The organism is Archangium sp. (assembly GCF_057119385.1).
Map to the genome: position 1 here is coordinate 1 of NZ_DBNGVP010000219.1, position 25247 is coordinate 25247.

Annotated in this window: 18 protein-coding genes; 8 read left to right on the forward strand and 10 right to left on the reverse strand. The window is 70.3% G+C overall.

Annotated elements, in window-relative coordinates; translation table 11 throughout:
* From AC16DP_RS49605 to AC16DP_RS49615, 3 genes are all read right to left on the reverse strand, one after another.
* Positions 1-1193: sodium/proton-translocating pyrophosphatase (locus tag AC16DP_RS49605; RefSeq protein ID WP_483957113.1), on the reverse strand; the 1193-nt coding region annotated here is incomplete at its 3' end.
* A 391-nt stretch (positions 1194-1584) separates the two neighbouring features.
* Positions 1585-2094 (reverse strand): hypothetical protein, encoded by a 510-nt coding sequence (locus AC16DP_RS49610; protein WP_329729671.1) that lies wholly within the window; start codon positions 2092-2094, stop codon positions 1585-1587.
* A gap of 68 nt (positions 2095-2162) precedes the next feature.
* Positions 2163-3503 carry a short-chain fatty acid transporter gene (locus tag AC16DP_RS49615; RefSeq protein ID WP_329729670.1) on the reverse strand — a complete coding sequence of 447 codons (1341 nt, stop codon included), beginning with the start codon at positions 3501-3503 and terminating at the stop codon, positions 2163-2165.
* A 195-nt stretch (positions 3504-3698) separates the two neighbouring features.
* Between AC16DP_RS49615 and AC16DP_RS49620 the strand changes: the two genes are divergently transcribed.
* From AC16DP_RS49620 to AC16DP_RS49640, 5 genes are all read left to right on the forward strand, one after another.
* Positions 3699-4031 (forward strand): type II toxin-antitoxin system RelE family toxin, encoded by a 333-nt coding sequence (locus AC16DP_RS49620; protein ID WP_329729669.1) that lies wholly within the window; start codon positions 3699-3701, stop codon positions 4029-4031.
* Positions 4032-4554: 523 nt separating this feature from the next.
* The gene (locus AC16DP_RS49625; RefSeq protein WP_329729668.1) at positions 4555-6438 is read left to right on the forward strand and encodes a protein kinase domain-containing protein; all 1884 of its coding nucleotides are present in this window, start codon (positions 4555-4557) and stop codon (positions 6436-6438) included.
* 13 nt (positions 6439-6451) lie between these two features.
* Positions 6452-7762 carry an ABC1 kinase family protein gene (locus AC16DP_RS49630; protein ID WP_329729730.1) on the forward strand — a complete coding sequence of 437 codons (1311 nt, stop codon included), beginning with the start codon at positions 6452-6454 and terminating at the stop codon, positions 7760-7762.
* 136 nt (positions 7763-7898) lie between these two features.
* Positions 7899-9443 (forward strand): Tox-REase-5 domain-containing protein, encoded by a 1545-nt coding sequence (locus AC16DP_RS49635; RefSeq protein WP_329729667.1) that lies wholly within the window; start codon positions 7899-7901, stop codon positions 9441-9443.
* Between the two features lie 12 nt (positions 9444-9455).
* Entirely contained in the window at positions 9456-10196 is a 741-nt protein-coding gene (locus AC16DP_RS49640) for an Imm52 family immunity protein (protein WP_329729666.1), read from the forward strand.
* On the opposite strand, the gene AC16DP_RS49645 is transcribed toward AC16DP_RS49640, so the two are convergent.
* On the reverse strand, positions 10193-10600 hold the full coding sequence (locus AC16DP_RS49645; protein WP_047854956.1) for a response regulator: 408 nt from the start codon (positions 10598-10600) through the stop codon (positions 10193-10195). The genes AC16DP_RS49640 and AC16DP_RS49645 overlap by 4 nt on opposite strands.
* Positions 10601-10789: 189 nt before the next feature.
* The gene (locus tag AC16DP_RS49650) at positions 10790-12913 is read right to left on the reverse strand and encodes a PAS domain-containing protein (protein WP_329729665.1); all 2124 of its coding nucleotides are present in this window, start codon (positions 12911-12913) and stop codon (positions 10790-10792) included.
* A 119-nt stretch (positions 12914-13032) separates the two neighbouring features.
* On the opposite strand from AC16DP_RS49650, the gene AC16DP_RS49655 reads away from it, so the two are divergent.
* The gene (locus AC16DP_RS49655; protein ID WP_329729664.1) at positions 13033-13329 is read left to right on the forward strand and encodes a hypothetical protein; all 297 of its coding nucleotides are present in this window, start codon (positions 13033-13035) and stop codon (positions 13327-13329) included.
* 166 nt (positions 13330-13495) lie between these two features.
* The gene (locus tag AC16DP_RS49660) at positions 13496-14179 is read left to right on the forward strand and encodes a response regulator transcription factor (RefSeq protein ID WP_329729663.1); all 684 of its coding nucleotides are present in this window, start codon (positions 13496-13498) and stop codon (positions 14177-14179) included.
* Positions 14180-14351: 172 nt separating this feature from the next.
* On the opposite strand, the gene AC16DP_RS49665 is transcribed toward AC16DP_RS49660, so the two are convergent.
* The 5 genes from AC16DP_RS49665 to AC16DP_RS49685 all read right to left on the reverse strand — a co-directional run bounded on the left by AC16DP_RS49665 (position 14352) and on the right by AC16DP_RS49685 (position 21956).
* On the reverse strand, positions 14352-14753 hold the full coding sequence (locus AC16DP_RS49665) for a response regulator (RefSeq protein WP_329729662.1): 402 nt from the start codon (positions 14751-14753) through the stop codon (positions 14352-14354).
* Positions 14746-17676 carry a response regulator gene (locus AC16DP_RS49670; protein ID WP_329729661.1) on the reverse strand — a complete coding sequence of 977 codons (2931 nt, stop codon included), beginning with the start codon at positions 17674-17676 and terminating at the stop codon, positions 14746-14748. Before AC16DP_RS49670 ends, AC16DP_RS49665 begins: the two co-directional genes overlap by 8 nt.
* Positions 17677-17679: 3 nt before the next feature.
* Positions 17680-18840 carry an FIST signal transduction protein gene (locus tag AC16DP_RS49675; protein WP_329729660.1) on the reverse strand — a complete coding sequence of 387 codons (1161 nt, stop codon included), beginning with the start codon at positions 18838-18840 and terminating at the stop codon, positions 17680-17682.
* 32 nt (positions 18841-18872) lie between these two features.
* The gene (locus AC16DP_RS49680) at positions 18873-20690 is read right to left on the reverse strand and encodes a cytochrome C (protein ID WP_329729659.1); all 1818 of its coding nucleotides are present in this window, start codon (positions 20688-20690) and stop codon (positions 18873-18875) included.
* A 297-nt stretch (positions 20691-20987) separates the two neighbouring features.
* Positions 20988-21956 carry a sensor histidine kinase gene (locus AC16DP_RS49685; RefSeq protein WP_329729658.1) on the reverse strand — a complete coding sequence of 323 codons (969 nt, stop codon included), beginning with the start codon at positions 21954-21956 and terminating at the stop codon, positions 20988-20990.
* A 235-nt stretch (positions 21957-22191) separates the two neighbouring features.
* Here AC16DP_RS49685 and AC16DP_RS49690 point away from each other — a divergent pair, with 235 nt between their 5' ends.
* Positions 22192-25230 (forward strand): helicase-related protein, encoded by a 3039-nt coding sequence (locus AC16DP_RS49690; RefSeq protein WP_329729657.1) that lies wholly within the window; start codon positions 22192-22194, stop codon positions 25228-25230.
* Positions 25231-25247 lie beyond the last annotated feature (17 nt).

Genomic DNA, 25247 nt, shown 5'->3' on the forward strand with positions numbered 1-25247 from the left:
GTGATGATGGTCGCCAGCTTCCACCACAGGGTGCCATCGCCGATGGCCGGGATGAGCAGGTACGACGCGGCGTAGGTGATGACCACCGAGACGATCGAGGTGAGCCACACCAGGCGCGTGAGGGGCGCCTCGAAGTTCATTTTGTGCGCTTCGGCGTACTGCGCCTTGGCGACGGCCTCATTGATGAAGTATGACAACCCCGACGCCACGATCATCATGACACGCATCATGAAGATCCAGACGAGGAGTTGCACCTGCACGGCCGGTTCGGTGACCGCCAGCAGGATGAACGAGATGAGGGCCACGCCGGTGACGCCGTAGGTCTCGAAGCCGTCGGCCGACGGTCCCACCGAGTCGCCGGCATTGTCACCCGTGCAGTCGGCGATCACGCCCGGGTTGCGAGCGTCGTCTTCCTTGATCTTGAAGACGATCTTCATCAGGTCCGAGCCGATGTCGGCGATCTTCGTGAAGATACCGCCGGCGATGCGGAGCACCGAGGCGCCCAGCGACTCGCCGATGGCGAAGCCGATGAAGCAGGGGCCGGCGAAGTCGGCGGGGACGAACAGGAGGATGATGAGCATCAGCAGGAGCTCGGTGGAGATGAGCACCATGCCGATGGACATACCGGCCTGCAGGGGGATGGCGTAGGTGGGGTAGGGCTTGCCGCGCAGCGACGCGAAGGCGGTGCGGCTGTTGGCGAAGGTGTTCACCCGGATGCCGAACCAGGCCACGCCGTAGCTGCCGGCGATGCCGATGAGGCTGAACACCAGGATGGCGGCGACCTTGACGAACTCCATGTGCCGCAGGAAGCCGAAGTACACCACCATCACGGCGCCGATGAGCACCTCGAGGATGAGGATGAACTTGCCCTGGGTGATGAGGTACGTCTTGCAGGTCTCGTAGATGAGCTCGGAGATCTCGAGCATCGACTTGTGGACCGGCAGGTTGCGCAGGGCCGTGTACTGCATGAAGCCGAAGGCGAGGCCGAAGATGGAGACGGCGATGCCGGCCATCAGCAGGGCGCGGCCGTTGAGCCCGCCGAGGAAGGAGACGCTGCTGAAGTCCGGGAGGACGAGGTCCGCCTCGCTGGCGCGGGCGGTGCCGGAGGCCAGCACGGCCAGCAGTCCGAGGACCCTGACGGCGGTGCCGGTGACGCTCGCGCGGAGAGCGTCCATCCGTGAAGTGGGATTCATGGGGTTCAACTCCTCAAAAGCTCATCATCTGTGGCGGGCGGCGCTCTCGGCCTCCGCTCGCCGGGAAGAAGAGGGGGTGTCGAGGGGTTGGCCGCCTGCGGGCGGGGGTCCGCACGCCGACGCTTCAGCACAGCCTCGCCCTTCAGGGCCGGAGAGCACGCCTGAAGGCGGCCCGCGTGTACCACGGCCCCGGTGGGGAAGTCGAATTCCCGTGAGAGTGATTGTCGCGGGAAGCCCCCCCTCCGGGAGCGGGACGGGGGGCGGGTATCGGGATCAACGGGGTTCAGCCCTCTCCCTCTGGGAGAGGGGAGGCGCCTTATCCCACAGGTAAGGTGGGCTTCTCGGGAAGACCCTCACCCCCACCCTCTCCCAGAGGGACAGGGAGTGCGGCTCAGAGCACCTTCACCTTGATGCTCTTGAGCTCCTGCTCGCCGCGCATGATGGTGACGGTCCAGTCACCGGCCTTGTTCAGGCGCACGCCGGTCCACTGGCGGGAGCGCCAGCCCTCGCCCTTGATCTTCACGTCCTTGGTCTCGCGGACCACGTTGCCCTGCTTCACCTGGACCATGAGGTCCTCGATGCTGTCGCCCTGGGGAACCAGGTAGGACTGCCACAGCATGACGTTGGTGCCGGCCTTGACGCCATCCGGGCTGGCCTCGACGGTGCACTCGAACTTGTTGGGGCCGTCCTTGGCCACCTCGGTGCAGAGCTTGGCGTCCACGAGCACGGGGCCCTGGCCCTGGCCCTTGTAGAAGTACTCCCAGGTGGTCTTCACCGCGTCGGCGGACGGGACCTTCACGGGCTCGTGGGCCGGGGCGCTCTCCACCGCGTCCTGGGCCATCGCCACGCCGCCAAACGCCACCACCGCGCACATCGCCAGCTTCTTCAGATTGCCTGCCATGGTGTCTCCCCCTCGATTCGGGCTGATGTGGGGCCAGCGCTCGCCGCCGGCCCGCTGGGGGCGAGTGTCTACCACAGGAAGAAGGCGAGGGTGACGAGCGGCAGGTACACGAAGAAGGCCACCAGCAGGAAGCCGAGGATGTCCTTGAAGTCGAGCCGCGCCACCGCCAGCAGGGGCAGGGCCCAGAAGGGCTGGATGAGGTCGGTGGCCATGTCTCCCCAGGCGTACGCGAGCACCACCTTCTCCGGCGCCACCCCGAGTGTCCGGGCCGCCTCCAGCAGGTAGGGCGCTTCAATGGCCCACTTGGAGCCGCCCGAGGGCACGAAGTAGTTCACCACGCCGCTGTACAGGTAGACGATGGCGGGGAACGTCTGCGGGGTGGAGAGCGAGACGAAGAGGTGGCCGATGCGCTCGGTGAGGCCGGTGGCCTTGAAGATGCCGTAGATGCCGGCGTAGAGCGGGAACTGCAGGACGATGCCGTGCAGCACGCTGGCGGCCTCCTCGCTGGCCTTGAGCAGCCGCGCGGGCGTGCCGTGCAGCAGCACCGCCAGCGTGAGGAAGAGGAAGTTCACCACGTTGAGGTTGATGGCCTTCCAGCCGCCGTTGAGCCACAGGTGGCGTCCGAACCAGAGCAGGCCCAGTGCGCCGAAGACGACGTTGAGCAGCGGGGAGAAGTCCATCCACACCGCGAGGCTCTTCTCGCGCGGGCGCACGGGCGGCTCGAAGTCCTCGAGCTGCTCCAGGATGGCCGGGTCCACGCGCACCGCCGCCCCGGGCCGCGGGTGCAGCGCCCAGGCCAGCAGCGTGAGGCCGCCCACCACCGCCACGGTGAGCCCGAGGTTGAAGGGGGAGAAGAGCGTGCGGTCGATGGGGATGAGGCCGAGCTGCTTCTCCAGGAAGTGGCCGGGGGTGGCCACCAGCAGCGGCGCCGAGGCGGACAGGCCCGCGTGCCAGGTGGCGCCCAGGCCGAAGTACGCGCAGGCCACCAGCAGCCGGTAGTCCACGTCCGGTTGCCGCCGCACCACGAAGCGCACCAGCATGGCGCTCGCCACCAGGGACAGGCCCCAGTTGATGTAGGCCAGCCCCATGGACACCGAGGCCATGAGCACCACCGCGCCCCGGGGGCTTCGCGCCAGCCCCGCCAGGTGCTCCAGCACCGCCCTCACCGGCCGCGTGAGCGCCAGCAGGTACCCGGTGAACATCACCAGCGCCATCTGCATGGAGAAGGTGAGCAGCTCCCAGAAGCCCCCTCCCCACGCGTCCACCACCTTCCCCGGCGGCGCGTCCGCCCACCCCATGGCCAGCCCCATGGTGAGCAGCGACAGCAGCACCGCGATGGCGAACGAGCTGGGCACGAAGCGCGCGGAGAAACGCCCGAGGGCCTCCGCGATGCGTACGAGTGTTTCCACGGCGCGCATCTGAACACGGAGCAGCACGCCTTCCGAGAAATCCGGCACGGGCTCGGGTTTCCACCGCGGCCTTCCGCGTGACCGGTGGCGCACACTTCGGGCGCTCCAGGTGTCGTGAATCCAGCGGAATGGACCCGTGGGACAGCCCCACGTGTCAGGGAATGCGCAGCCCCCCACTTGTCGGTCGCAAGTGCAATGGCCATCTGGCTCCCCATGGCCTACCGCGTCCATATCCCCGTGGAGCTGTGGAGCACCTTGAAAGCGCTTCCACCCGCACTCGTCGAACGGGTCCACCGCCGCATCGAGGACATCGCCCAGCTGGCCGAGGTGGCTCCTCCCCTCAACCCGCTCTGGTTCAAGCTCGGCGCCACGGACAGGCCCCTGCTGCGCTGCATCGTGGATGGCTACGCGCTCCTCTACGAGGTCGACGAGTCCTGCCGCACCGTCTCCGTGCTCGACGTCGAGCGCGAGGACACCGAGCTGGCTTCCCTCTCCTCGGACCTCCTGGCCGCCAACGGCCGTCACTGACGCGGCTTTCCCCCGTCGCCCGTTGCACCCTCGCCCCCACGGGAGAGGGGATGTGGATTCACCTGGTGCGCAGGACGCCGTACGCCGTCATCGCCCCCCTCGGCGATGATGCCCCGCACCCAGACGGCCCCCCCCGCCATCCCCAGTGCTCGCCGCGCGTCCCTCCCGGACGTAGCCACCGCTTCGCGCTCCTCGCGCCGGGGCGGGAGGACCCTCCGGTGCCGGGCTCGCGCAACGGGTCCGATTGTCGGACCAGTTGAGGACGTGCGCGTCCGGAGCGGGCCGCGCGCAGCGGCAGTGGATCATTCAGAGGTGGACTGGAAAGAGGCGGCGGAGCGGTAGAAGTTTCAGCCCGTCCGTGGTGCTTTTTACAGGCCTCCGAACGGTTGTCTGCACCTGGGAATGAGGGGATGCGCGCCGATAGTGTCCTACAGGCAGGGCACTTCAACCACTTCGCGACGTAGCAGGTGTGCGGACCCTGGTGGAAGGCGACGGCACGAAGCTGGCATGGCTTGGGGGGGCCGTGGAACCCGACTCCCGCCCGAACTGCGCCTGCCACCCTCCGCACCCGGAGCTGGCGGAGTGCCCCACCGTCGTGCGGCCTCCCGAGGCCCGCGTCTCGGCTCAGGTGACCCTGCCGCCCTCGGGCGAGCGGGGCGAGCGGTTCGTGGGCCAGCGCTTCGGCAGCTTCATGGCCCTGCGCGAGCTGGGCCGCGGGGGCATGGGCACGGTGCTGCTCGCCGAGCACGTCCTCATCCCCAAGCGCGTGGCGGTGAAGGTGCTCCACCGCCACCTCGCCGATGAGCCGGAGCTCGTCTCCCGCTTCCTCGCCGAGGCGCGGGCCATGAGCCTCGTGCAGCACGAGAACGTCGTCACCGTGTACGACCTCGACACGCGCGAGGGCCGCCCCTACTTCGTCATGGAGTACCTGGAGGGCCAGAGCCTCGCCGCCTTCGCGCGCGGGCCGCTCGAGCCGGCGCTGGCCGTGGAGCTGCTCGCCCAGGTGTGCGACGCGCTCGGGGCCGCCCATGCCCGCGGCATCGTCCACCGCGACCTCAAGCCCGCCAACGTCTTCCTCGTGCCGGGCCACCACGGGCGCCACCGGGTGAAGCTGCTCGACTTCGGCATCGCCAAGCGGCTCGTCCGGCTGGAGGGGGAGACGCCCACCCGCACCGGCGTGCTCATGGGCACGCCCGAGTTCATGGCCCCCGAGCAGTGTGGCGGCAATGACGTGGACGCGCGCACGGACCTCTACGCGGTGGGGGTGCTCGGCTACCTGCTGCTCACCGGCACCACGCCCTTCAGCGGCAGCAACGCCGCCGAGATTCTGGTGGCCCACCTGCAGCAGGCCCCGCGCCCGCCGCACGAGGTGCGCCCGGGGATTCCGCCCTCGCTGTCCGCGGTGCTGCTGCGCGCGCTGGCCAAGCGGCCCGAGGCGCGTTACGCCACCGCCGCCGAGCTGCGCTCCGCCCTGGAGGCCTCCATCACCCCGGCGCGCACGCCCGCGCCGCTGCCCGCGGCCGGCTTCTTCGCGCGCGTGCCGGTGCATGGCTCGCTGGGCATGCGCGAGTACCCGTGTGAGCGTGTGGGCCGCACCGGCCTCTTCGTGCGCACCGGAGACGAGCCACCTCCCGTCCTCTCGGACGTGTCGCTGTTGCTGCGGCTGCCCGGGGGCGAGCTGCCCTGCACCGGCAAGGTGGTGGGCCACGTGACGGCCGAGCAGGCCCGGGCGTGGAACATGGTGCCGGGCTTCGGCGTGGAGCTGCGCGACGCCACCGCCGCCTTCCAGCAGACCTTCGCCCGGCTGCTCGCGGGGGAGAAGACCCCGGAGCCCACGCCGCCCACCGCGCCCCAGGACGACGCCCGCGCCGAGCCCGTGCTGCGCGAGTTCCGCCAGCGCCTCGCCGGGGACCACTACTCGGTGCTGAACGTGCCCCGGACCGCCGATGCCGACAGCGTGCGCGCCAGCGCCCGTGACTCGCGCAACCGGTTGGAGCCCCTGCTTTCTCTTCCGCTCTCTCCCGGCCAGCGGGCCCTCGTCCAGCGGGCGCTCGGCAAGGTGGCCGAGGCGCTCCTCGTGCTCGGCCACCTGGAGCGGCGCGTGGAGTACGACGCGGAGCTGCGCAACCTGGAGGGGGTGGTGCGCTGCCTGGCCGCCGGCCTCACCGTCACCGCCCTGGAGGCGTGCCGCCGGCGCTTCCTCGCCCGCCACCCGCGGACCGAGGGCCACTCGGTGCTGCACCTGGCTTCCGGGGATGCCTTCCGCTCCGCTGGCCGCCTGCCCGAGGCCCTCGCCGCCTACGAGGCCGCCCTCCGGGTGGATCCGCTCCACCTGGAGGCCCTCAAACGCTGGCACGCCCTCCGGGTGAGGATGCGTGACCATGCGTCCTCCGCGCCCCCCCGTTAGTATGGGCGCGCCCATGGCCTCCGACCCCTCCGACTCCGATGACAAGCTTCCCCTGCAGGGGCGGTTCAACCGCTTCCGCAAGCTGGCCGGCCTCTCGGCGCAGATCAGCGCGGATGTGCTCAAGAATGGAGCGAAGCGGCTCGCGGGGCAGGATCCGGAGTTCCTGACCAAGGCGACGGCCGAGAAGCTCGTCTCCACCCTGGGAGAGCTCAAGGGCGCGGCCATGAAGCTGGGCCAGGCGGTGTCCATGGACACGGAGCTGCTCAGCCCCGAGGTGCGCCAGGTCATCGCCCGCCTGCAGAACGAGGCCCCGCCCATGCCGTGGGAGGTGGTGTCCCGTGTCCTCCGCGAGGAGCTCGGGGACGCCCCGGAGGCGCTCTTCCGCGAGTTCGAACAGAAGCCGCTCGCCGCCGCCTCGCTGGGCCAGGTGCACCGCGCGGTGCTGCACGATGGCCGCAAGGTGGCGGTGAAGGTGCAGTACCCCGGCATCGCCGAGACGCTCACCGGCGACATGGACAACCTGGGCCTGGTGGTGAAGACCGTGTCGAAGGCCTCGCGCCTCACGGACGGCACCGCCTACTTCCAGGAGCTGCGCGAGGAGATGTTGCTGGAGACGGACTACCTGCGCGAGGCCGAGCTGTGCACCGCTTTCGGCCGGGGCGCGGCGCGGCTGCCGGACCTGAAGGTGCCCGAGGTCATCCCCGAGCGCACCACCCGGCGCGTGCTCACGCTGGAGCTGCTCCAGGGCCGTCCGCTCAAGGACTGGGTGGTGTCCGGGCCGTCGGCCGAGGAGCGCTTCCGCGTGGCGCGCCAGCTCATCCTCGCCATCTACGGGCCTTTCTTCCTCAGTGGGGAGCTGCAGGCGGATCCACACCCGGGCAACTTCATGGTGCTGGAGGACGGGCGGCTGGGGGTGCTGGACTTCGGCTCCATCAAGCGCTTCACCCCGCGCTTCGTGGACGCCAACCGGCGCATGTTCCAGCACGCGGTGCGGCTCGAGTCCATGGACGTGATGGGGCTGAGCCGCGAGGTGGGCTTCACCTCGGAGCTGCCGGACGCGGAGGCGGCGCCGCTCATCCAGGAGGTGCTGCACATCGCCGGGCGGCCCATGCGCATCACGCCGTACGACTACGCCACGTGCCAGATTCCGCGGGACATGAAGCTGCACTTCGCACGCAACGCCCCGCGCTTCCTGAAGATCCGCCCGCCCGCCGAGGCGGTGATGTTCTTCCGTTCCACGGGGGGACTGGCGCAGAACCTGAAGCTCATCGGAGCACGGGGCGACTTCCGCGGCGTCTTCCTGGAGGTTGCCTCGTTGCTGTGAGCGGATGCCCCCTCTCCCTTTGGGAGAGGGTCGGGGTGAGGGTCTTCCCGCCCTGGAGTGACTTGACCTCCCCCATGACCGCCCTCTGAACTTCAGGGGGTCACCTGTCAGCCCATGCGGCTGGGGGAGGTGGGGCGTGTCCACGCGTCGTGTTGGTGCGTTCCCTCCGGGGGCGCGGCTGTTTCTGGCCCTGGTCCTGGCCGTGCTCCTCGGCGGGTGCGCCACGGGCCATCCGCGCGCGAGCCTGACGAGCGGCTTCGGGCTCCAATCGAGGCCCGCTTCGCGACTCGCTGTCACCGCCGTGCTTGGAGAGCTGGAGGGTGCCGCGGGCGGCTTCCCCGAGCAGACGGAGGACTTCTTCCAGGTGGTGCAGGAGGCCAGTGGCCTCGGGGAAGAGGCGCGTCACCCGGCGGGTGCGGCGCTCTACGTGGAGCAGGCGCGCCACCTGCTGAGGCAGCTGGCGAAGACGCCGGTGACACAGCGCAGCTTCGCTCCACGCCGGGCGCTGAGCTGGCTGCTGCGCGAGGTGCTCGAGGGGGGCGAGCGCGTGGAGTACGCGGACTTGAAGTGGCGCGCCGAGCGCTTCGTGTGGCTGGTGATGGTGCGTCCGGACGGCTACCTGGTGGCCGCGCTCGATGGCACGCCTCTTCAGCGCCGGGGACCCCTGAAACTGGTGGAAGGAGAGTGGACGGTGGGCCGCCTCGTGGTGGGTGGCTTCTACTTCTCACATGGGGGCGTCTTCTACCCGGTGACCGAGGCCCTGCGGCGCGAGGACAGCGAGCCCCTGGCCGAATTGGGCCTGGGGAGGGACCCGCTCAACGCCGCGCTGGATGGGGCCCAGGAGGCCCTGGCGGAGATGACGCTGGCGCTGGCGCACTCCGTCCTCAACCCCATCCGCACGCTGGAGGACCTGGGGCAGTTGCCCACGACGGTGGCGTACCTGATCGCCACCTCGCCCGAGTACTTCGCGCACTACGGGGCCATGTCGCGGGAAGACCAGATACGCGAGGCGGCGCGCCTGTCCACGCACCTGCTCCTGTTGCTCGGAGGCGCGAGGGCCATGGTGGGGCGCATGGGCGGGCTGGGGGCGGAAGTGTCAGGGTTGTCGCTCACGGCCAGGGGAGAGTTGGTGCTGGGGGAAGCCGTGGTGGCGGGCGCGGCGGGCACGGCGGGCGTGGACCTGAGTGCCTTCTCCATCCTCCACATGGCGGGGAAGGGCCGGGGCGGCAACACCGGGGGCGCGAGCGGCAAGGCGGGGAAGGCGTCCCAGACGGCTCCAGCGCGGAATCCCGGCAGGTGGACGTACAAGAAGCCCACCAATGAGTCCAAGCGCTCCCAGGACTACCAGGAGCAGGTGACGGGGCGGCCCGCGTGGTGGGTGTACATGATTGGGAAGGTGGAGTTCGACGGCATCAAGCTGGGAGAACTGCTGGAGGCCAAGGGCCCCGGCTACTGCTCCTTCTTCGAGGCGGATGGCTCGCCCAAGACCTGGTTCAGGAGGTCTGGCAAGTTCGATCAGATGATGGAGCAAGCCGAGAATCAGTCGAGGATGGCCCAACAGTTGGGAATGCCGCTGAGCTGGCATGTCGCCGATGCCAAGGTGGCGAAGTACCTTCGCAAGGTCTTCAAGGAAAACAACTGGACGAACATCACCGTCCACCACACGCGACCCGTGCAGTAGAAAGGGGCACGCATGCAAGAGGACTACTACGTCGGGGCGTACTGGGGACCGCGACAGGAGACGGCGCTGGAGTGTGCGCGGCGCGCGGAGCTCTTCTTCCACATGCTGGCGCGGTGTGACCCGGCGTTCGCTCAGTGGTACCGGGCGGGCCGTGGTTCACCGCGCGAGCTGCCAGGCTGGCCCGTCCGCCCGGAGATGAAGGAATTGGAGACCCTCCTCCTCAAGGGCAGGCTCCGCACGGACGTTGGCAGGGAGGTCATGGAGGACATGGGCTTTCGTCAGATGGCGTGGAACGCCAAGAAGGAGGCCATCATGCTCCGCTTTATTTGTGGCAAATACTCACCGTGGGGAGGGCCCAATTCGTGTGTGCTCAGCCCTCTTGGGAAGAGCGCCGTCTGGGAGCGATTGGTCCGCTCGCCCGTGCCGGCCGAGGTGCTCACCAGTGTGGCCACGGCGTGGGACCCCGACTACGCCATGGCCAGCTCCTCGCAGATGGTGGATCTCATCGAGAAGCGGAAAGGGGAGGTACGGGTGGGCTGGCTCACGTACCTGTCGCGCCGCCTGGGCCACCTGCCGCCGCTGCCCGCGCCCGTGCGCATCGAACCGGTGGGAACGCTGGGCTGGCTCCTCGTGCTCTCCCCCGAGCCCATGTCGGCGAGCAACCCCGAGCACGTGGCCTTCACCGCCCGCATCCGCGAGCTGCTCGACCGGGCGGGGCTCATCCAACGGCCCCAGCCCGGTCCGCCCGCCTAACGCGCTCCCGCCGCCGGCAGCCGGCTCTTCTTGTAGATGCTGATCAACTTCCTCGCCAACGCCTCGCCCTGGATGCTCTTGCTGATGTAGCCGTCCGCTCCCGAGGCCAGTGCCAGCGAGCGCAGCTTCGACTCGTCCGACGCCGAGTACAGGATGAAGCGCGTGGTGGCCGGCGCCTGGTTGCGCGCCAGTGCCAGCACCTTGTCCCCGCTCAGCGCCGGAATGTTCACATCCAGCAGCACCAGGTCCGGCATCGCGTGGCGCACCAGGTTGGACACCCCCAGCGAGGAACGGTGCGTCCGCACCTCGAAGCCGTAGGCGTGCAACGACCTCTCCAGCAACATCAGCTGATCCACATCATCGTCCACCACGAGGACACGAATCTTGTTCTCGCTCTCGGACATGGGCTCCCCTTGGAGGCTTGGCAAGATGATCTCCAGGATACCGCCTCGGGCTGCCCCTGGGAGGCCCACCCCCCCTCCCGGACGCCACCGAGGCCACAATTCCCCCCTCCTCAGCCCCGCGAGATGTGCAAAGCCGGTAAGTGTTCATGGACTCGAGTCCAGTGACCCGGGCAAAGCCCGGAAGACGGCTCACGCGCGCCGGGACGCCACCCGCGGCAGCCGGACGGTGAACACCGTGCCCTCCTCGCGCGTCGAGCGCACCTCGACGCCTCCCCCGTGCGCGGTGGCGATCTGCTGGACGATGTAGAGCCCCAGCCCCAGGCCCGCCGTGGAGCCGCCGCCGCGCGCCTGCCCCCGGCGGAACGGCTCGAAGAGGCCGGGCAGCACCTCCGCGGGAATGGGCTCGCCCTGGTTGCGCACCTCGAGCCGCACCCGCGCTCCCTCCCCGTGCAGGGCCAGCGTGATGGGCGTGCCCCCGGGGCTGTAGTCCACGGCGTTGCGCAGCAGGTTGCCGAGCAGCTGCGCCAGCCGGTCCTGATCCCACTCGCCCTGCAGGTCTCCCCGGGCCTCCAGCCGCAGCTCGCGCGCCGGGTGCGCCACCTCCAGCTCGCTCACCACCCGGCGGCCCAGCGTGCCCAGGTCGCACGGCGCCGGGGAGATGGGGATGCCGCCGCCCAGCCGCCCGCGCGTCAGGTCCAACAGGTCTCCTATCATCCGCGTCATCTGCTCGGCGTTGAGGGAGATGCGCTGGGCCAGCCGCAGCGCCCGCTCCGGCAGCGTCTCCTGGCGCAGCAGCAGCGTGGCCGACAGGGTGATGATGCTCAGCGGGTTGCGCAGATCATGGCTGACGATGCCGAGGAAGCGCTCGCGGAACTCGGCCGTCTGGCGCAGCTGCTCCTCGAAGCGCTTGATGTCGGTGATGTCCACCACCGCCGCGGCCACCATGCTGGGGGGGCCCTCCCTGTCCTTCACCGGGGCGTAGCTCACCAGGTAGTGGCGGGGGGCTCCTCCCGGGTGGGGGGAGGGAAGGGTGAGCTCCCCGTTGAGCTCCGGCTCGCCGGTCTCCAGGATTCGCCGGTAGATGGGCTCGATGTGGGGGGCGATGTGCGGGATGACCTCCCAGACGGTGCGCCCGAGCGTCTGTTCCACGGGGACGCCGTTGATGGCGGCCAGGGTGGGGTTGATGCGGACGTAACGCATGTCCCTGTCCAGGAAGGACAGGCCCACCGGCGCGGTGGCCAGCAGCGTGTCCAACAACGCCACGGCCTCCTCGCGCTCCTGCGCCAGGGCCCGGCGCAGCGCGATGTCCCGCGCGGAGAACACCGCTCCCGCTGGATTGCCATCGGGCCCACGCAGCGGCCGGGCCGTGACGGAGACGGGCAGCCGCGTGCCATCCGGCCGGTTCAGCCACAGCAGCTCGTCGCGCACCTGCTCGCCCTGGAGCGCGCGGTAGAGCGGCACCCGCTCCAGCGGCAGCGGGCGGCCCTCCTCGTCCGACAGCCCGTACGTCTCCACCCACTCCTCCGGGCCCACCTCCTTCAAGGGCACGCCGTGCTGGCGCTCGGCCTCCGCGTTGAAGAGGCGCAGCACGCCCTGGGCATCCGCCACGATGATGGCATCCCCACTCTGGGTGATGACGCCCTCCAGCAGGGCCCGCTGGCGCTCGGCCTCGGCGTGGGCGGCGCGCTCGCGCTCCAGCAGCGCCGTGCGCTCCTCCTCCGCCTCGCGGCGCTCCTCTTCCCGGCCGAGCTCGGAGTCGGCGACGGCATCCCCCATGGCGAGGTCCAGGCCGCGGTGCAGGACCCGCTGCTCGGAGAGGACGATCACCCCGCCGCTCTCCTCCAGCAACCCGAGGATGCAGTCGCGCACGATGCCGTACTCGCGGACGATCTGCGTGACGTCGTAGCCGAGCGCACGCCGCTGGGCCCGGTGCTCGCGTGCCGTCTGGCGCATCTGGTCGCGAATCGCGGACGGGGACTCGCCGCTGGCGAGGGCGCTCAGCAGCTCGCCCAGCTCGTCGAGCAGCTGCGGGAGTGTATCGCGGATGACGGAGCGCGGCTGATCGTCCACGGGGAAACGGGCGCGCACCTCGCGCTCGAACCGCTGGAGGATGTCCTCCCGCCGCTTGGCGAGGAGGTCGGCCAGTGCACCCATGGCCGTACAGCTAGACACGGTGGCGGCTCGCATGCCAGTGCGGCCACCGTCTTCCTGACGGGCATTGAGCAGGGGTCCGGGGCGCGCGGGGTTGGGCACATGGCGCACCTTCTCGAGGATGGCTTCGCGCTCGCTGTCCCGGGTCTGACGTGAGGCCATGACGTGTGGCGTAGCCCAGCCCAGGGGGGCGGGCAAGGACGCGAGGGGCCGGGACAAGCGCGGCCTCGTTCATGGGTACAATTCACTTTCCCCGCACTCCTGAGGACAGTGAATGGCAAATGTCCTTCTCCATTCACATCGACCAGCCCCTGGCTCCCCTGCTGGAGGAGTTGCCCCCGCCAGTCCGCGTCTCCCTCGAGGCCCACCTCCAGCGCATCGCCGAAACCGCTGAGTTCCTGCTTCCGGAGGACCCTCGCTGGGAAGACATGGTCCAGCCGGACGGAGACGGCCTGCGCACCTACGTGGCGGGCTGCTGCGTCCGCCTCCACCTGCTCCCGCGCCGCCGCGAGCTGGTGGTGGAGCAGATCGGCCGCGTCCGCATCCGCCTTCCCGACTCCCTGGCGCTCGCCCGGTAGGTCCACCTCCCCGCGAGCGGGCGGGTCGTATCCGGTTCCCTGCGCCCATCTGACGCCTGGAAGACAGAGTGGCGGGACAGGCTCACTCCAAAGCTGCACGCCCGGTCCTAGAATCCCCTGCGAGCGCAGCGGGTTCAGTAAGGGGTCGGGACGTGAGGAGTCACCTATGACTGGACGGATTCGAATCGGCATCCTGGAGGACCAGCAGGTCTTCCGCGAGAGTCTGATCGCGCTCTTCCAAGGCGCTGGCATGGACGTGGTGGCCCAGAGCCGGGAGGCCGAGGGCTTCCTCGCCCAGGTGCGGGAGGCGAAGCCGGACGTGGTGGTGGTGGACATCCGGCTCGAGCGCCCGGACAGCCATGAGGTCGGCGACGGCGTGAAGGTGGTGGAGGCGCTGCGCGAGCAGCTGCCGCGGACGCGCGCGCTGGTGCTGTCCTCCTACCGGGAGCTGCCGGTGATGGAGCGCTGCTTCCAGGCCGGGGCCGCCGGCTTCCTGTGCAAGCTCACCGTGACGAGCGCCGAGCTGGTGGCCGCCGTGGAGCAGGTCTCCCGGGGCGAGTGGGTGGTGCCCGCGGACTTCATGAGCCCGGTGCAGTCCGCCGCGAGCACCGAGCGCGCCGCCACGCCGTTGGACAGGCTCACGCTGCGGGAGCGCGAGGTGCTGAGCCTGGTGGCTTCCGGCGCGGACAACCTGCAGATCTCCGCCCGGCTGGGCATCACCGAGCGCACGGTGAAGGCGCACGTGTCCAACCTCTACCGAAAGTTGGGCGTGCAGAACCGGGTGGAGATGGCGATGATGGCCTACCAGACGGGCCTGTCCACGCCGGCGGACGCGCAGCACCACCCGTAGCGCGGCGGGACTCCCTGTACGCAAGTCCCCTGTACCGCGGCACACTTTCCGCCAGGGCCCCGCGGACGCATGCTCGAGGGTGGCACGGTACCTCCCTCTGTCCGTGCCACGGGTTGTCCAAGGTCCCCCAGGCCGGGGCAGGGCCGTCCCACTCTGCCCCGGCCGTTTTTTCTCAGGCGGGGACGGTCTGGTCCTTGTCGCGGAACGCGGTGAGCCGTTGGATGAGCTCCGCGCCCTGGACGCTCTTGGACAGGTAGCCATCCGCCCCGGAAGCGCGCGCGAGCGAGCGCAGCCTGGACTCGTCCGAAGCCGAGTAGAGGATGAACTTGGTGGTGCGGGGCGCGTAGCGGCGCGCCAGGCTCACCACCTGGTCGCCCTTGAGCGCGGGGAAGTTCACGTCCAGCAGCACCAGGTCCGGCTCGCTGTTGCGCACGAGGTTGGACACGCCCAGCGCCGAGTGGTGCGTCTGCACCTCGAAGTGCGGCGACAGGGTGCGGCGGACGAGCTCCAGCAGGTCCGGGTCATCGTCCACGACGAGGACGCGGACCTTGGGGGGGACGGCTCCATCAACCATGACTTCTCCCGAGATGCTTGCGAATGGTCTCGAGCAGCTGGTCGCGATCGAGAGGCTTGGTGAGGTACCCGTTGCAACCGGCGGCCGAGGCCTTCTCCTGGTACTCGCGCCCGGCGTGGGCGGTGACGGCGATGACGGGGATGGAGGCCACGTTGGGCAGCTGGCGCAGGCGGCGGGTGGCCTCCCACCCGTCCAGCCGGGGCAGGGACAGGTCCATGAGGACGAGGTCCGGCGTCTCCTTGGCGGCGCGCTCCACGCCCAGCTCCCCGTCCTCGGCCTCCAGCACCTCGAAGAGGCCGCCGAGGTAGCGCCGGACGATGTCGCGGTTCTGCGGGTTGTCCTCGACGTAGAGGATGCGCGGCAGGCGGCCGGCGCGCTGGGCGCTGTGCTTGAGGAGCAGGCCCTTGGCCTGGCCGATGACCTCCTCCAGCGCATGGCCGCCCTTCTGGACGAAGCCGGCGAAGCCGTCGCGCAGCACGGCCTGCTCCTCGCTGGAGAGCGTCTTGCCGGTGAGCACCACCACCGGGACGTGGAGCTTCTCGGCGCGCAGGCGGTGCAGCACCTCGAAGCCGTCCAGGTTGGGCATCATCAAGTCGAGCACCACCAGGGTGGGCGGGGAGACGCGGGCCTTGAGCAGGGCGTCCTCGCCGTTGTGGGCCTCGTTGGTGGAGAAGCCCGCGCGGCGCAGGGAGCGGCTGACGAGCTCACGGGTGGAGGCATCGTCGTCCACCACCAGCACCTCGCCCGCGCTGGTGGCCCCGCCGATGTTGCGGCGCACCACGTCCACCAGGTGCTCGGGCTCCACGGGCTTGATGAGGTACTCGCACGCGCCCAGGGAGAAGCCGCGCGCGCGCTGCTCCTCCACGGAGATGATGATGACGGGGATGCGCGCCAGGTCCTGCTCGCCCTTGAGGGTGGACAGCACGCTCCAGCCGTCCAGGCGCGGCAGGTAGATGTCCAGCACGATGGCGTGCGGGCGCAGCTCCCGCGCCTTCTTGAGCGCCTCCAGCCCGTCCGACGCCGTCACCACGGTGAAGCCCGCGGGCCCGAGCTGGCCGGCCACCAGGTGCTGCACGAGCGGATCATCATCCACCACCAGCACGGTGCCACCCTGCACCCGGTGCGCGTGCTCGCCCCCCACGTCCCGCGGGGCCACCGGCTTGTCCAGCTCGCGCGAGGTGCCCAGCGCATCCCCCTCGAGGATGCCGGTGAGCCGCACCGTGAAGGTGGTGCCGCGGCCCAGGGTGCTCGTCACCTCCACGCCGCCGCCGAGCACCTTGCTCAGCTCCTTGACGATGGCCAGCCCCAGCCCGGTGCCGCCCACCGTGCGCGTGGTGGAGCCGTCCACCTGGCGGAACTTCTCGAAGATGAAGGGCAGCTGGTCCCCGGGGATGCCGATGCCCGTGTCCTCGACGATGAAGACGGCCTCGTTGCCCTCCGCGCGCGCGGTGAGCGACACCTCGCCGGACTCGGTGAACTTGGCCGCGTTGGACAGCAGGTTGAGCAGGATTTGACGCAGCTTCAGCGCGTCCGTGCGCACGTACGCCACGCGCTCGTCGATGTCCGTGCGCAGCTCCACGTCCTTGCCCTTGAGGTACTCCTTCACCGTGGCCGTGCACTCCTCGGCCAGCTCCTGCATGTCCACCCGCTCCACCACGACTTCCACCCGGCCCGCCTCGATTTTCGACAGGTCGAGGATGTCGTTGATGAGCGCCAGCAGCGTCTGCGCGTTCTTCTTCACCACGTTGAGGTCGCGCCGGCCGTGGGGCGTGAGCCGGCTGCCCTCCTCGCGCATGAGCAGGTCGCAGTAGCCGATGATGCCGTTGAGCGGCGTGCGGATCTCGTGGCTGAAGTTGGCGAGGAACTCGCTCTTGAGGCGGGCGGCGGCCTCGGCCTCGCGGGCGCGCTCCTCCTCGTTGCGCTTGGCCAGGGACAGCTCCGTGGCCAGCCGGTCCAGGTCCTCGTTCTGCTGACGGATGATCTCCATCTGCAGGGCGCGCTGCTGGTAGCTGGCCAGCGTGCGCGCGGACACGGCGCGGCTCTTCTTGAGCTCCTCCAGGTTCTCCGCCAGGCGCTTGTTGGACTCCTCCAGCTCGGCCTTGGAGCGGCGCAGATCCTCCTCGGAGGCCTTGCGCTCGGTGACGTCCTCGGTGATGCCCAGCACGTAGCGGGCCTCGCCGTTGTCATCCAGCAGCGGCAGCTTGCGCGTGGCGTAGATGCGGTCCACCCCGTTGGTGCGCGCCACCTCCTCGAAGGCCTTGAGCCGCTTCGTCTCGAGGATTTCCGTGTCGATGGCCACGAAGGAGTCGGCCTGCTCCCGCGGGAAGTAGTCGTGGTCCAGCTTGCCGAGCAGCCACTGCTTGGTGACGCCGAAGGCATCGGCGAACGTCTTGTTGACCACCTGGAGCCGGCGCTCCTCGGCGTCCTTCACGAAGAGGACGAAGGGGAGGCTGTCCACAATCCGCTCCAGCAGCCAGCGCGAGCGCTCCTGCTTCGTCTCGGCCTCCTGGTGCTGGCGGCGCTCGACGGCGCGCCGGAGCTCGCGGCGGATGATGGGCACGAGCACCGCCATGTGCTCCGGGTCGATGTAGCTGCTGGCGCCGGCCGCCTCCATGGCCTCGCTCATCTCCGCGTCGTCCCACTTGGAGGGGATGACGAGGAAGGGCAGCTGGGGTGCCTTCTGGCGCAGCAGGGGCGCGGCCTCGCGGAAGTCCAGCCCCGGCAGCTCCGCGCCGCACACGGCCAGCTCCCAGGGCGAGTCCAGGGCCCTGGCCAGCTCCTCGCGCGAGGACACGCGCCGCGCGGTCACCTTCAGCTCCGCGCGCCGCAGCCGCTCCAGCACGCGGGCGCACTCCCCCTCACCGCCCACCAGGAGCAGCCGGGGCGTCTCACTTCCGGGCACCGCCGGAGCTGGAGCGCTCATGTGTCAGTTTCCCCCGAACGCCAGGACCGTCAGCGTCGTGTTGATGTGGAACCCCGAGTAGATCTCGAAGTGCACATTCATTCCAGCCGCCGCCGGTGCGTGGCGCAAGGTCTCGGCCAACTGGGGGACAGTGCCGGTCGCGCCAGCGTACCACATGCGCCCACTGCAATGGAAAAGCAGGGAGGCCTGGGGGTTGGAGACGCGGCGGGGGAGCTCCTCCTGGAAGAAGGCACGGGTGAGGCCGGCCATGTCTCCCATCTTCATCAGCTCCAGCTCGGTGCCCTCCTCCAGGAGGTTGGCGAAGAGGATGGAGCCGTCGGGCAGGGGCTTCCACGGGGAGCGGATGAAGTACTCGCGGCCCACCTTGAGGGCGGTGGGGTGGACGGCGAAGCCCCGGGGCTTGCCGAACTCCAGCTCGTCCACGGGGACACCCAGGAGGTCCGCGTAGCGCTCGGCCGCCGGCTTGCCGTCGATCTCCAGGGCGCGGGTGGCGCTGTCATCCACGCGGGTGATGGTGAGGCGCTCACCGGTGGGCAGGTACCAGTGCGAGCGCAGGGCGGCCCAGGGCGCGCTCGTCTTGAAGAGGGCCACTAGCACGGCGTCCGTGGCCACCTCGCCGTCCACGTGGAGCAGGGCGGACTGCTTCGTGGGGTCCTGCTCATGGTCCGCGGCGCCTCCACCCACCAGCACCAGCGTCTGGTTCTTCTCGAGGATGCCGAGCAGCAGCTCCTCTTTCTTGTAGCGGAAGCCGTCGTCGATCACGAGGCCCACGTACTGGCGCGGGTCGATGTCCTGCTGGCGCACGCCCAGGTCCTGCGCGGCGCGTTTGATGGCGGTGGCGCCCGCGCCCACGGCGTCCACGGACAGGCCGGTGCCCAGGCCCAGGCCCACCTCGAAGTCACCGGAGAGCGCGCCCAGCACCACGCTGCCCGAGTGGATGCCCTGGTTGTCCAGCTCGCCCGCGGTGGTGGCGCCCACCAGCCGCGTGCCCTGGGGCAGCCGCTCGCGCACGGCGCGGTTGAGGGCCAACTGGTCTCTCTCCCGCGAGGCGAACAGGGTGACGAGCTTCGGGGTGTCTCCCTGCAATTGCCTGAGCAGGTCCTCCGCGGCGGCGACGGGCTCGGACCGCGTGGTACGGGCCGTCTGCATCTTCACTCGAGCCAAGGAGGACCTCCGGAGGTGGGGGGGCCGCGGCGTTAGAAGCCGCTCCCCGGGTGGGTTTTATGGCAGGCGCCGGTGCACTGCTGGAAGGACTCGCGTCCGCCGCCGACGTACATGCTCTCGATGGGGCCGAACTTCTCCACGTGCGAGTCGGGGTAGCTCTTGTGGCACGAGAGGCAGGCGGCCTTGCTGGTGCGCTGCGTGCTCTCCGGCGTCAGGTGGCAGGTGGCGCACTGCTGCTTGGGTGCGTCGAAGCGGTCCGAGCGCGAGTGGAGGAAGTGGGTGCGCACCACGATGGGGCCCTCCAGCTCGAAGCCCAGCGGGGCGTGGCAGGCGGCGCACGCGGCGCGGTTCTCGTTGCCGTGCAGCACCTGGGAGAACTCACCGCCCTCGGCGTGGCACGTCTTGCAGGAGCCCGTGGTCAGCTTCGCCTGGGTGCGCTCGGGGCTGCCCACCTGGATTTCGATGGTGCGGCTGGCGGGCACGTCCTCGCCCAGGTAGACGCGGCGGCCCTTCACCGTCACCAGGTAGGTGCCGGGCTCGGCGTTGGCCGGAATCTGGTACGTCCACGAGGTGCTCACCGCCGCGTCCCAGCCGTGCGTCTCCGGGAAGAAGGCCCCGCCGAAGAGCTTGTTGGACGGCGGGAAGGTCTGGAACTGGGCGTAGACGCCGTCGCGCTCGAAGGTGGCGATGGTCTGCACGTCATCCGGGCCGAGGAACGCGTCCAGCTCCACGATGCTGCGGATGGGCTGGATGCGCTGGGCGGGCCCGATGATCTGCGTCATCAGCATGCGCTCCCGGTGCTTGCGGCGGTAGTACGTCGTGGAGGGATCGATGAAGGCGAAGGCCCGGTAGTACTGGATGCCCGGCTCATTCTGCCCGAAAGTCACCTCGTTGTAGGAGGGCAGGTGGCCCTCCGGGTGGAGGCGCTTGCCGGCGCCGTCGCGCAGCGCCAGCTGGAAGGTGATGGCCGAGCCGGGCGCATACGTGCCATCCGCGCGCGCCGGGGTGACGGCCTTCACGTCGATGGAGAAGCCATAGGAGTACGTGGGCTGGGCCACCTGCTCCACGGGGATGGTGTACGGGGAGCCGGGGCGCAGCGACCAGCCCAGCCGCAGGGCCCGGGTGTCCGGCGAGAGCGTGAAGGTGGCGGCGCCGCTGCGGGCGTTGCGCACCTCGACGAGCGCCTCCTCGGAGAAGCTCTTCGCGCCGGTGCAGTCCGTACCGGTGCGGCAGTCGTACGCCCACTGGATGGCGCGCAGCCGGCGGATGAAGAAGTCGTCGTTGCTCTTGAACCGGTCATCCTTGCCGATGTTCAGGCGGATGGCCTTGCCGGTGGGGCGGCCCGCCGCGTCCACGGGCTGCACGGTGAAGACGCTCGGCTGCTCCATCCACTGCGCGTCCCGATAGAAGCGGCGGCGGGTGAAGGTGCCGTCCGGGTTGGGCAGGGGGATGGGCTCCTCGTCCGCCAGCCGCACGCCCTGCCAGGGCAGCTGCGCGAAGTCCCCCGCGCGCCGCAGGCCGTCCACGCCCTCGTCCCGCGAGGCGGTGATGGCGGCGCGCAGATCGATCTGGTTGATGAAGAAGCTCTGCCCGGCCTTCACCTTGAGCGGGATGCCCGTGCCTCCATCCACCTCGAGCGCCAGTCCGACGGGCGCGGCGGCCGGAGCCGGGCGCGCCTCCGCGGCCTCGGTGAGCGCCTGGTTCAGGCTCATGGGCGCCGCCGTGGGGGTCTCCTGCTCCGCGCAGCCTCCGGCGAGCAGCGCGAGCGCCATGAACCACAGCCCCTTGCCACGGCCCTGACTGCGGACACACGACTGCGACGGCACGTAGAGTGCTCCCATTCCGCTCATGGCGGCCCCTCCTCTTGGCGCTTGGGCTTCGGGCGATGGCACACCCGGCCCGGGTTCTCGACACCGGCCTCCGCTCCCTACCTGTGAGGTGGGCGGCCGGTGCTGTCTCGGCTGCTCCCCGTTGGCCAGGGAACAACTCGATTTGAGCCTCGACAGAATAAAGTGATTCGGCCTGGAATTTCAACTTCTATGGGAATTATTCAGTTTCCCACGAAGTCCGTTTTTGGGGGTTTCTGTGAGGTGTTGTGGGTGACGTGTGTGGTTGGGTGAGAGGATGCGTCGCGTCACCCATGGCCATCAGGACGGGGAGTGGGAGGAGGGCAGCTCGACGGTGAAGGTGGCGCCGCTGCCCGGGAGGCTGGAGACGTGGATGGTGCCGCCGTGGGCCTCGACGAGCTGGTGGACGATGTAGAGGCCGAGTCCGGTGCCGGGCCGTCCGGTGGCGCCCAGGCGCTCGAAGCGGCCGAAGAGGCGGCCCTGGGCGTCCGCGGGCAGGCCCACGCCATGGTCCTTCACGGCGAGCCGGACGCGGTCTCCGTCGGCGCGCACGTGCACCTCGACGGGTTGGCCCTGGCCGAACTTGAGGGCGTTGCTGAGCAGGTTGGTGGCCACGCGGTCCAGGCGTTGGCGGTCCCACCGGCCTCGCACGGGGCCGGGCGCGTGCACCACCAGGGTGCTGCCCGCGGCGGTGGCCTGGTCGGAGAAACGCTCGGCCACCTCCCGGGCGAGGGCGGCCAGGTCCAGCTCCTCGAGCTCCAGGGTGAGCCGGCCGGCGGACAGGCGCGAGAGGTCCAGCAGATCATGCACCATCAGGCCCATGCGGCGCGCCTCGCGCTCGACGAGGGCGAGCCCCTCCTGGGCGCGGGGATTCTCGCGCGTCTGGGTGCGCAGCCGCTGCAGGCGCAGCTGGAGCGCGAGCAGGGGATTGCCCAGGTCATGCGCGGCCACGCCCACCAGCTCGAGCGCCGCCTGCACCTCGGCGCGCAGGCGCGCGTTCTCCCGGGCCAGCGCGTCCAACGCGGACTCCGGCCCGGAGGCGTCCGGTTCCTCGGGGTGGAACGTCTGGCGCAGCGTCCAGCCGAGGGCACACCCCACGGCCAGCCCCACGAAGCCCGTGGCCATCACCAGCACGCGCAGGCCGCCCGCCTCCCCGCCTCGGAGGGGCAGGGGCCCCGGGGCCAGGAGCAGGTAGCCCACCAGGAGCAGGGCGAAGGCGAACAGGTTCACGCCCGCGCGCAGCGCGGCCGTTGGATGATGCGGCGGCATGTGGCTCTCCCCCCCAGCGGCCCTGGACTCCAGGCGCGCAGGTCCGCGGCACCTTGCCTGGAGTGGGGGGGTGGAGGAATCGCCCGGATGGGCAGGGTGCTGTCGAATGGATGACAGCGGCATCGCCCCGGGGTACGAGGCCGGTCCTGAATTCGAGGGGTTCGCGGGATGGCCGAGGGGGCGGGCCGGGGTTATGAGCGAACCCCCTTTCCACGTTGAGGGTCCGTTTCCGACCATGTCCTTCGTTCCTGGCAACAAGGTCCGCTATCTCCCCCAGCCCGAGTGGGGCGTGGGGCATCTCCTGGAGCTTCAGGATGAGGGCGCCAAGGCGCTCGTCCTCTTTCCCGCCCGGACGGGGGAGCCGGTGCTGGTGTCCACCAAGGGCGGGGCGCTGGTGCACCACCCGCTGACGAAGGGCGAGCCCGTGCAGACGGCCAAGGGCCGGCGCGCCACGGTGCTGGGCGAGGAGGAGGGCGGACGGGGCCTGCGCCGGTACGTCCTGCGCTACACGGACACGGGCGAGGAGGACGAGCTGCCCGAGTCCGAGGTGCACGCGCTCGCGCCGCGCTCGGATCTGCTGTCCACGCTGCGCGAGGGGCGGGTGGGGGACTCGCGCGCCTTCACGCTGCGCAAGCAGGCGCTGGTGATGGATGACGAGCGGCGGTGTGACGCGCTGGGCGCGCTGCTGGCCAGCCGGGTGATGGTGAAGCCGCACCAGGTGGGCGTGGTGCAGCGCGTGCTGAGCGCACGCCGGCCGCGCTTCGTGCTCGCCGACGAGGTGGGCCTCGGCAAGACGATTGAAGCGGGCATGGTGTTCAGCGCGCTGCGGCTGTCGGGCCTGGCGCGTCGCGTGCTGGTGGTGGCGCCGAGCCACCTGACGGTGCAGTGGCTGGTGGAGCTCTTCCACAAGTTCAACCAGCTCTTCACGCTGATGGACTCGGAGCGCTACGCGCAGTCGCTGAAGGAGATGCCGGGGGTGTCGCCGTGGGCGCGCTTCCCGCTGGTGGTGACGAGCCTGGAGATGCTGGCGCGCGGCGAGGAGCACCGTCGGTCGGTGGCGGGCGAGGACGCCTTCTGGGACCTGGTCATCATCGACGAGGCGCACCACTTGAAGGGCGAGAAGGCCTTCGAGGCGGCCGAGGCGCTGGCGGGCAACAGCTGGGGCCTGCTGCTGCTGACGGCCACGCCCATGCAGTTGGACCCGGCCGAGTACCACGGGCTGCTGACGCTCATCGACGCGAGCACGGCGCCCACGGTGGAGGGCTTCGAGCAGCGGCTGGCGCGGCAGGAGGAGCTGAGCGCGGCGGTGCGCGGGCTGCTGGAGGGCAAGGACGCGGCGGGGGCGGTGAAGGCCCTGGCGGCGCGCTTCCCGGACGACGCGAAGCTGAAGTCGCTGAAGGAGCGGGACGCGCTCCTGCAGCACCTGGCGGAGACGTACAGCCTGTCGGACCGGCTGGTGCGCAACCGGCGCGCGGTGGTGGGCGGCTTCTCCACGCGGCGCCTGCACCGGCACCCGGTGAAGCTGTCGGCCGAGGAGCTGAAGACGCGGGACGCGGCGCTGGCGGCGCTGGCGGAGAGCAACCTGCGGGGGGCGCCGCTGGGCAACCTGCTGCGCCGGCTGGAGTCGAGCCCCGCTGCGTTCGGCGAGGCCCTGCGCACGAACAAGGCGCTGGCGGGCGTGGCGGGGAGCCTGAAGCTGCCCACGCGCGACGCGAAGTTCGGCGCCTTCCTGGAGGTGCTGCGCGGCCGCATCTGGGGCGCGGAGCCGAACGCGAAGGTACTGGTGTTCACGGAGAGCCGGGACACGCTGGAGGCGTTGCGCACGGAGCTGGGGCGCGAGGGCGTGGAGGCGCTGGCCTACCATGGAGACCTTCCCATGGTGGAGCGGGACCGGCAGGTGGCGCGCTTCCGCGACCCCGAGGGCCCCAAGGTGCTCTTGTGCACGGAGGTGGGCGGCGAGGGCCGCAACTTCCAGTTCGCGCACCACCTGGTGCACTACGATTTGCCGTGGAGCCCGTCCACGGTGGAGCAGCGCATTGGGCGCCTGGACCGTATCGGGCAGAACCACCCGGTGGAGATCCACGTGTTCGATCCGGCGGGGACGCTGGCGTCGGACGTGCTGATGCTGCTGGCGGACGCGGTGGGCGTGTTCGGCGAGACGGTGGGAGGCCTGGACGCGGTGCTGGAGGAGGTGGAGGAGCGGCTGACGGAGATGGCGCTGCTGCCGCGCGAGTCGCGGGTGGCGTACGCCTCGGAGCTGAAGGAGCGGGTGGAGAAGGCGCGGGCGCAGGTGAAGCGCGCGTATGACCCGCTGCTGGACATCCGCTCGTTCGACAAGGACGCGGTGGCGCGGCTGGTGACGCGGGCGCAGGAGCGCATCGGGGTGGAGGCCGACGAGGAGGAGGAGCAGAGCCTCGAGGAGGGCCTGTGGAGCGTGGCGAGAGACCTCGATGAGAAGCTCGAGGAGACGGTGACGGAGCTGGCGCGGCGGGTGGGCATTGGCGTGGACACGGACGAGCAGGTGGATGCGTTCCAGTGCGCGTTCCAGTTCGGCCATGCGCTGAAGGTGGAGGGCCTGCCGGGAATCGACATCAACGAGGACCGGACGGTGCTGGGCACCTTCTGGCGGGACACGGCGGTGGAGGCGGAGGAACTGGAGTACTTCGCGACGGGCCACTCGATCGTGGAGGCGCTGTTCGGCTTCCTGAGGGACGGGCCGTACGGGCGCAGCGGGGCGCGCTTCATCGAGAAGCGGGGGCCGCTGAAGGCGAAGGGGGTGGAGCTGCTCTACCACGTGCAGATGCCGGAGCCGGAGGACACGTCACCGGGAGCGCGGGTGCCGAGCCGGCAGATTGCCCGCTTCCTGGAGCGCACGCTGGTGCACGTGGCGGTAGTGGAGGGCCCCACGGGCCCGAAGGCGGACACGACGGTGCTGGCGGCGCTGGAGGCCGAGGGCAAGGGGCTGAAGGGCGACGAGTGGCTGCGCATCTTCCCGGGCTTCGGAGCGTTCGTGGAGCAGGGCATCCCGGTGGCGCAGAAGGCGGCCGAGGCGGAGATGGCGAAGCTTCAGACGCGGGCGCGCAAGGCGATCGAAGCCGAGCGGGACGGGGCGCTGGAGCGGATGAAGCTGTCGCTGACGCACCAGGGGCTGGAGGCCGAGGCGGTGGAGGCCCAGCTGTCGGCGGAGCGCACGCACTACGAGCGGTTGCTGACGGCCCTGGCGGGCGCGAAGGTGGTGCTCGACTCGGCCTGCGGCTTCGTCATCAACCGCTGAGCTCGAGGCAGGGGCGG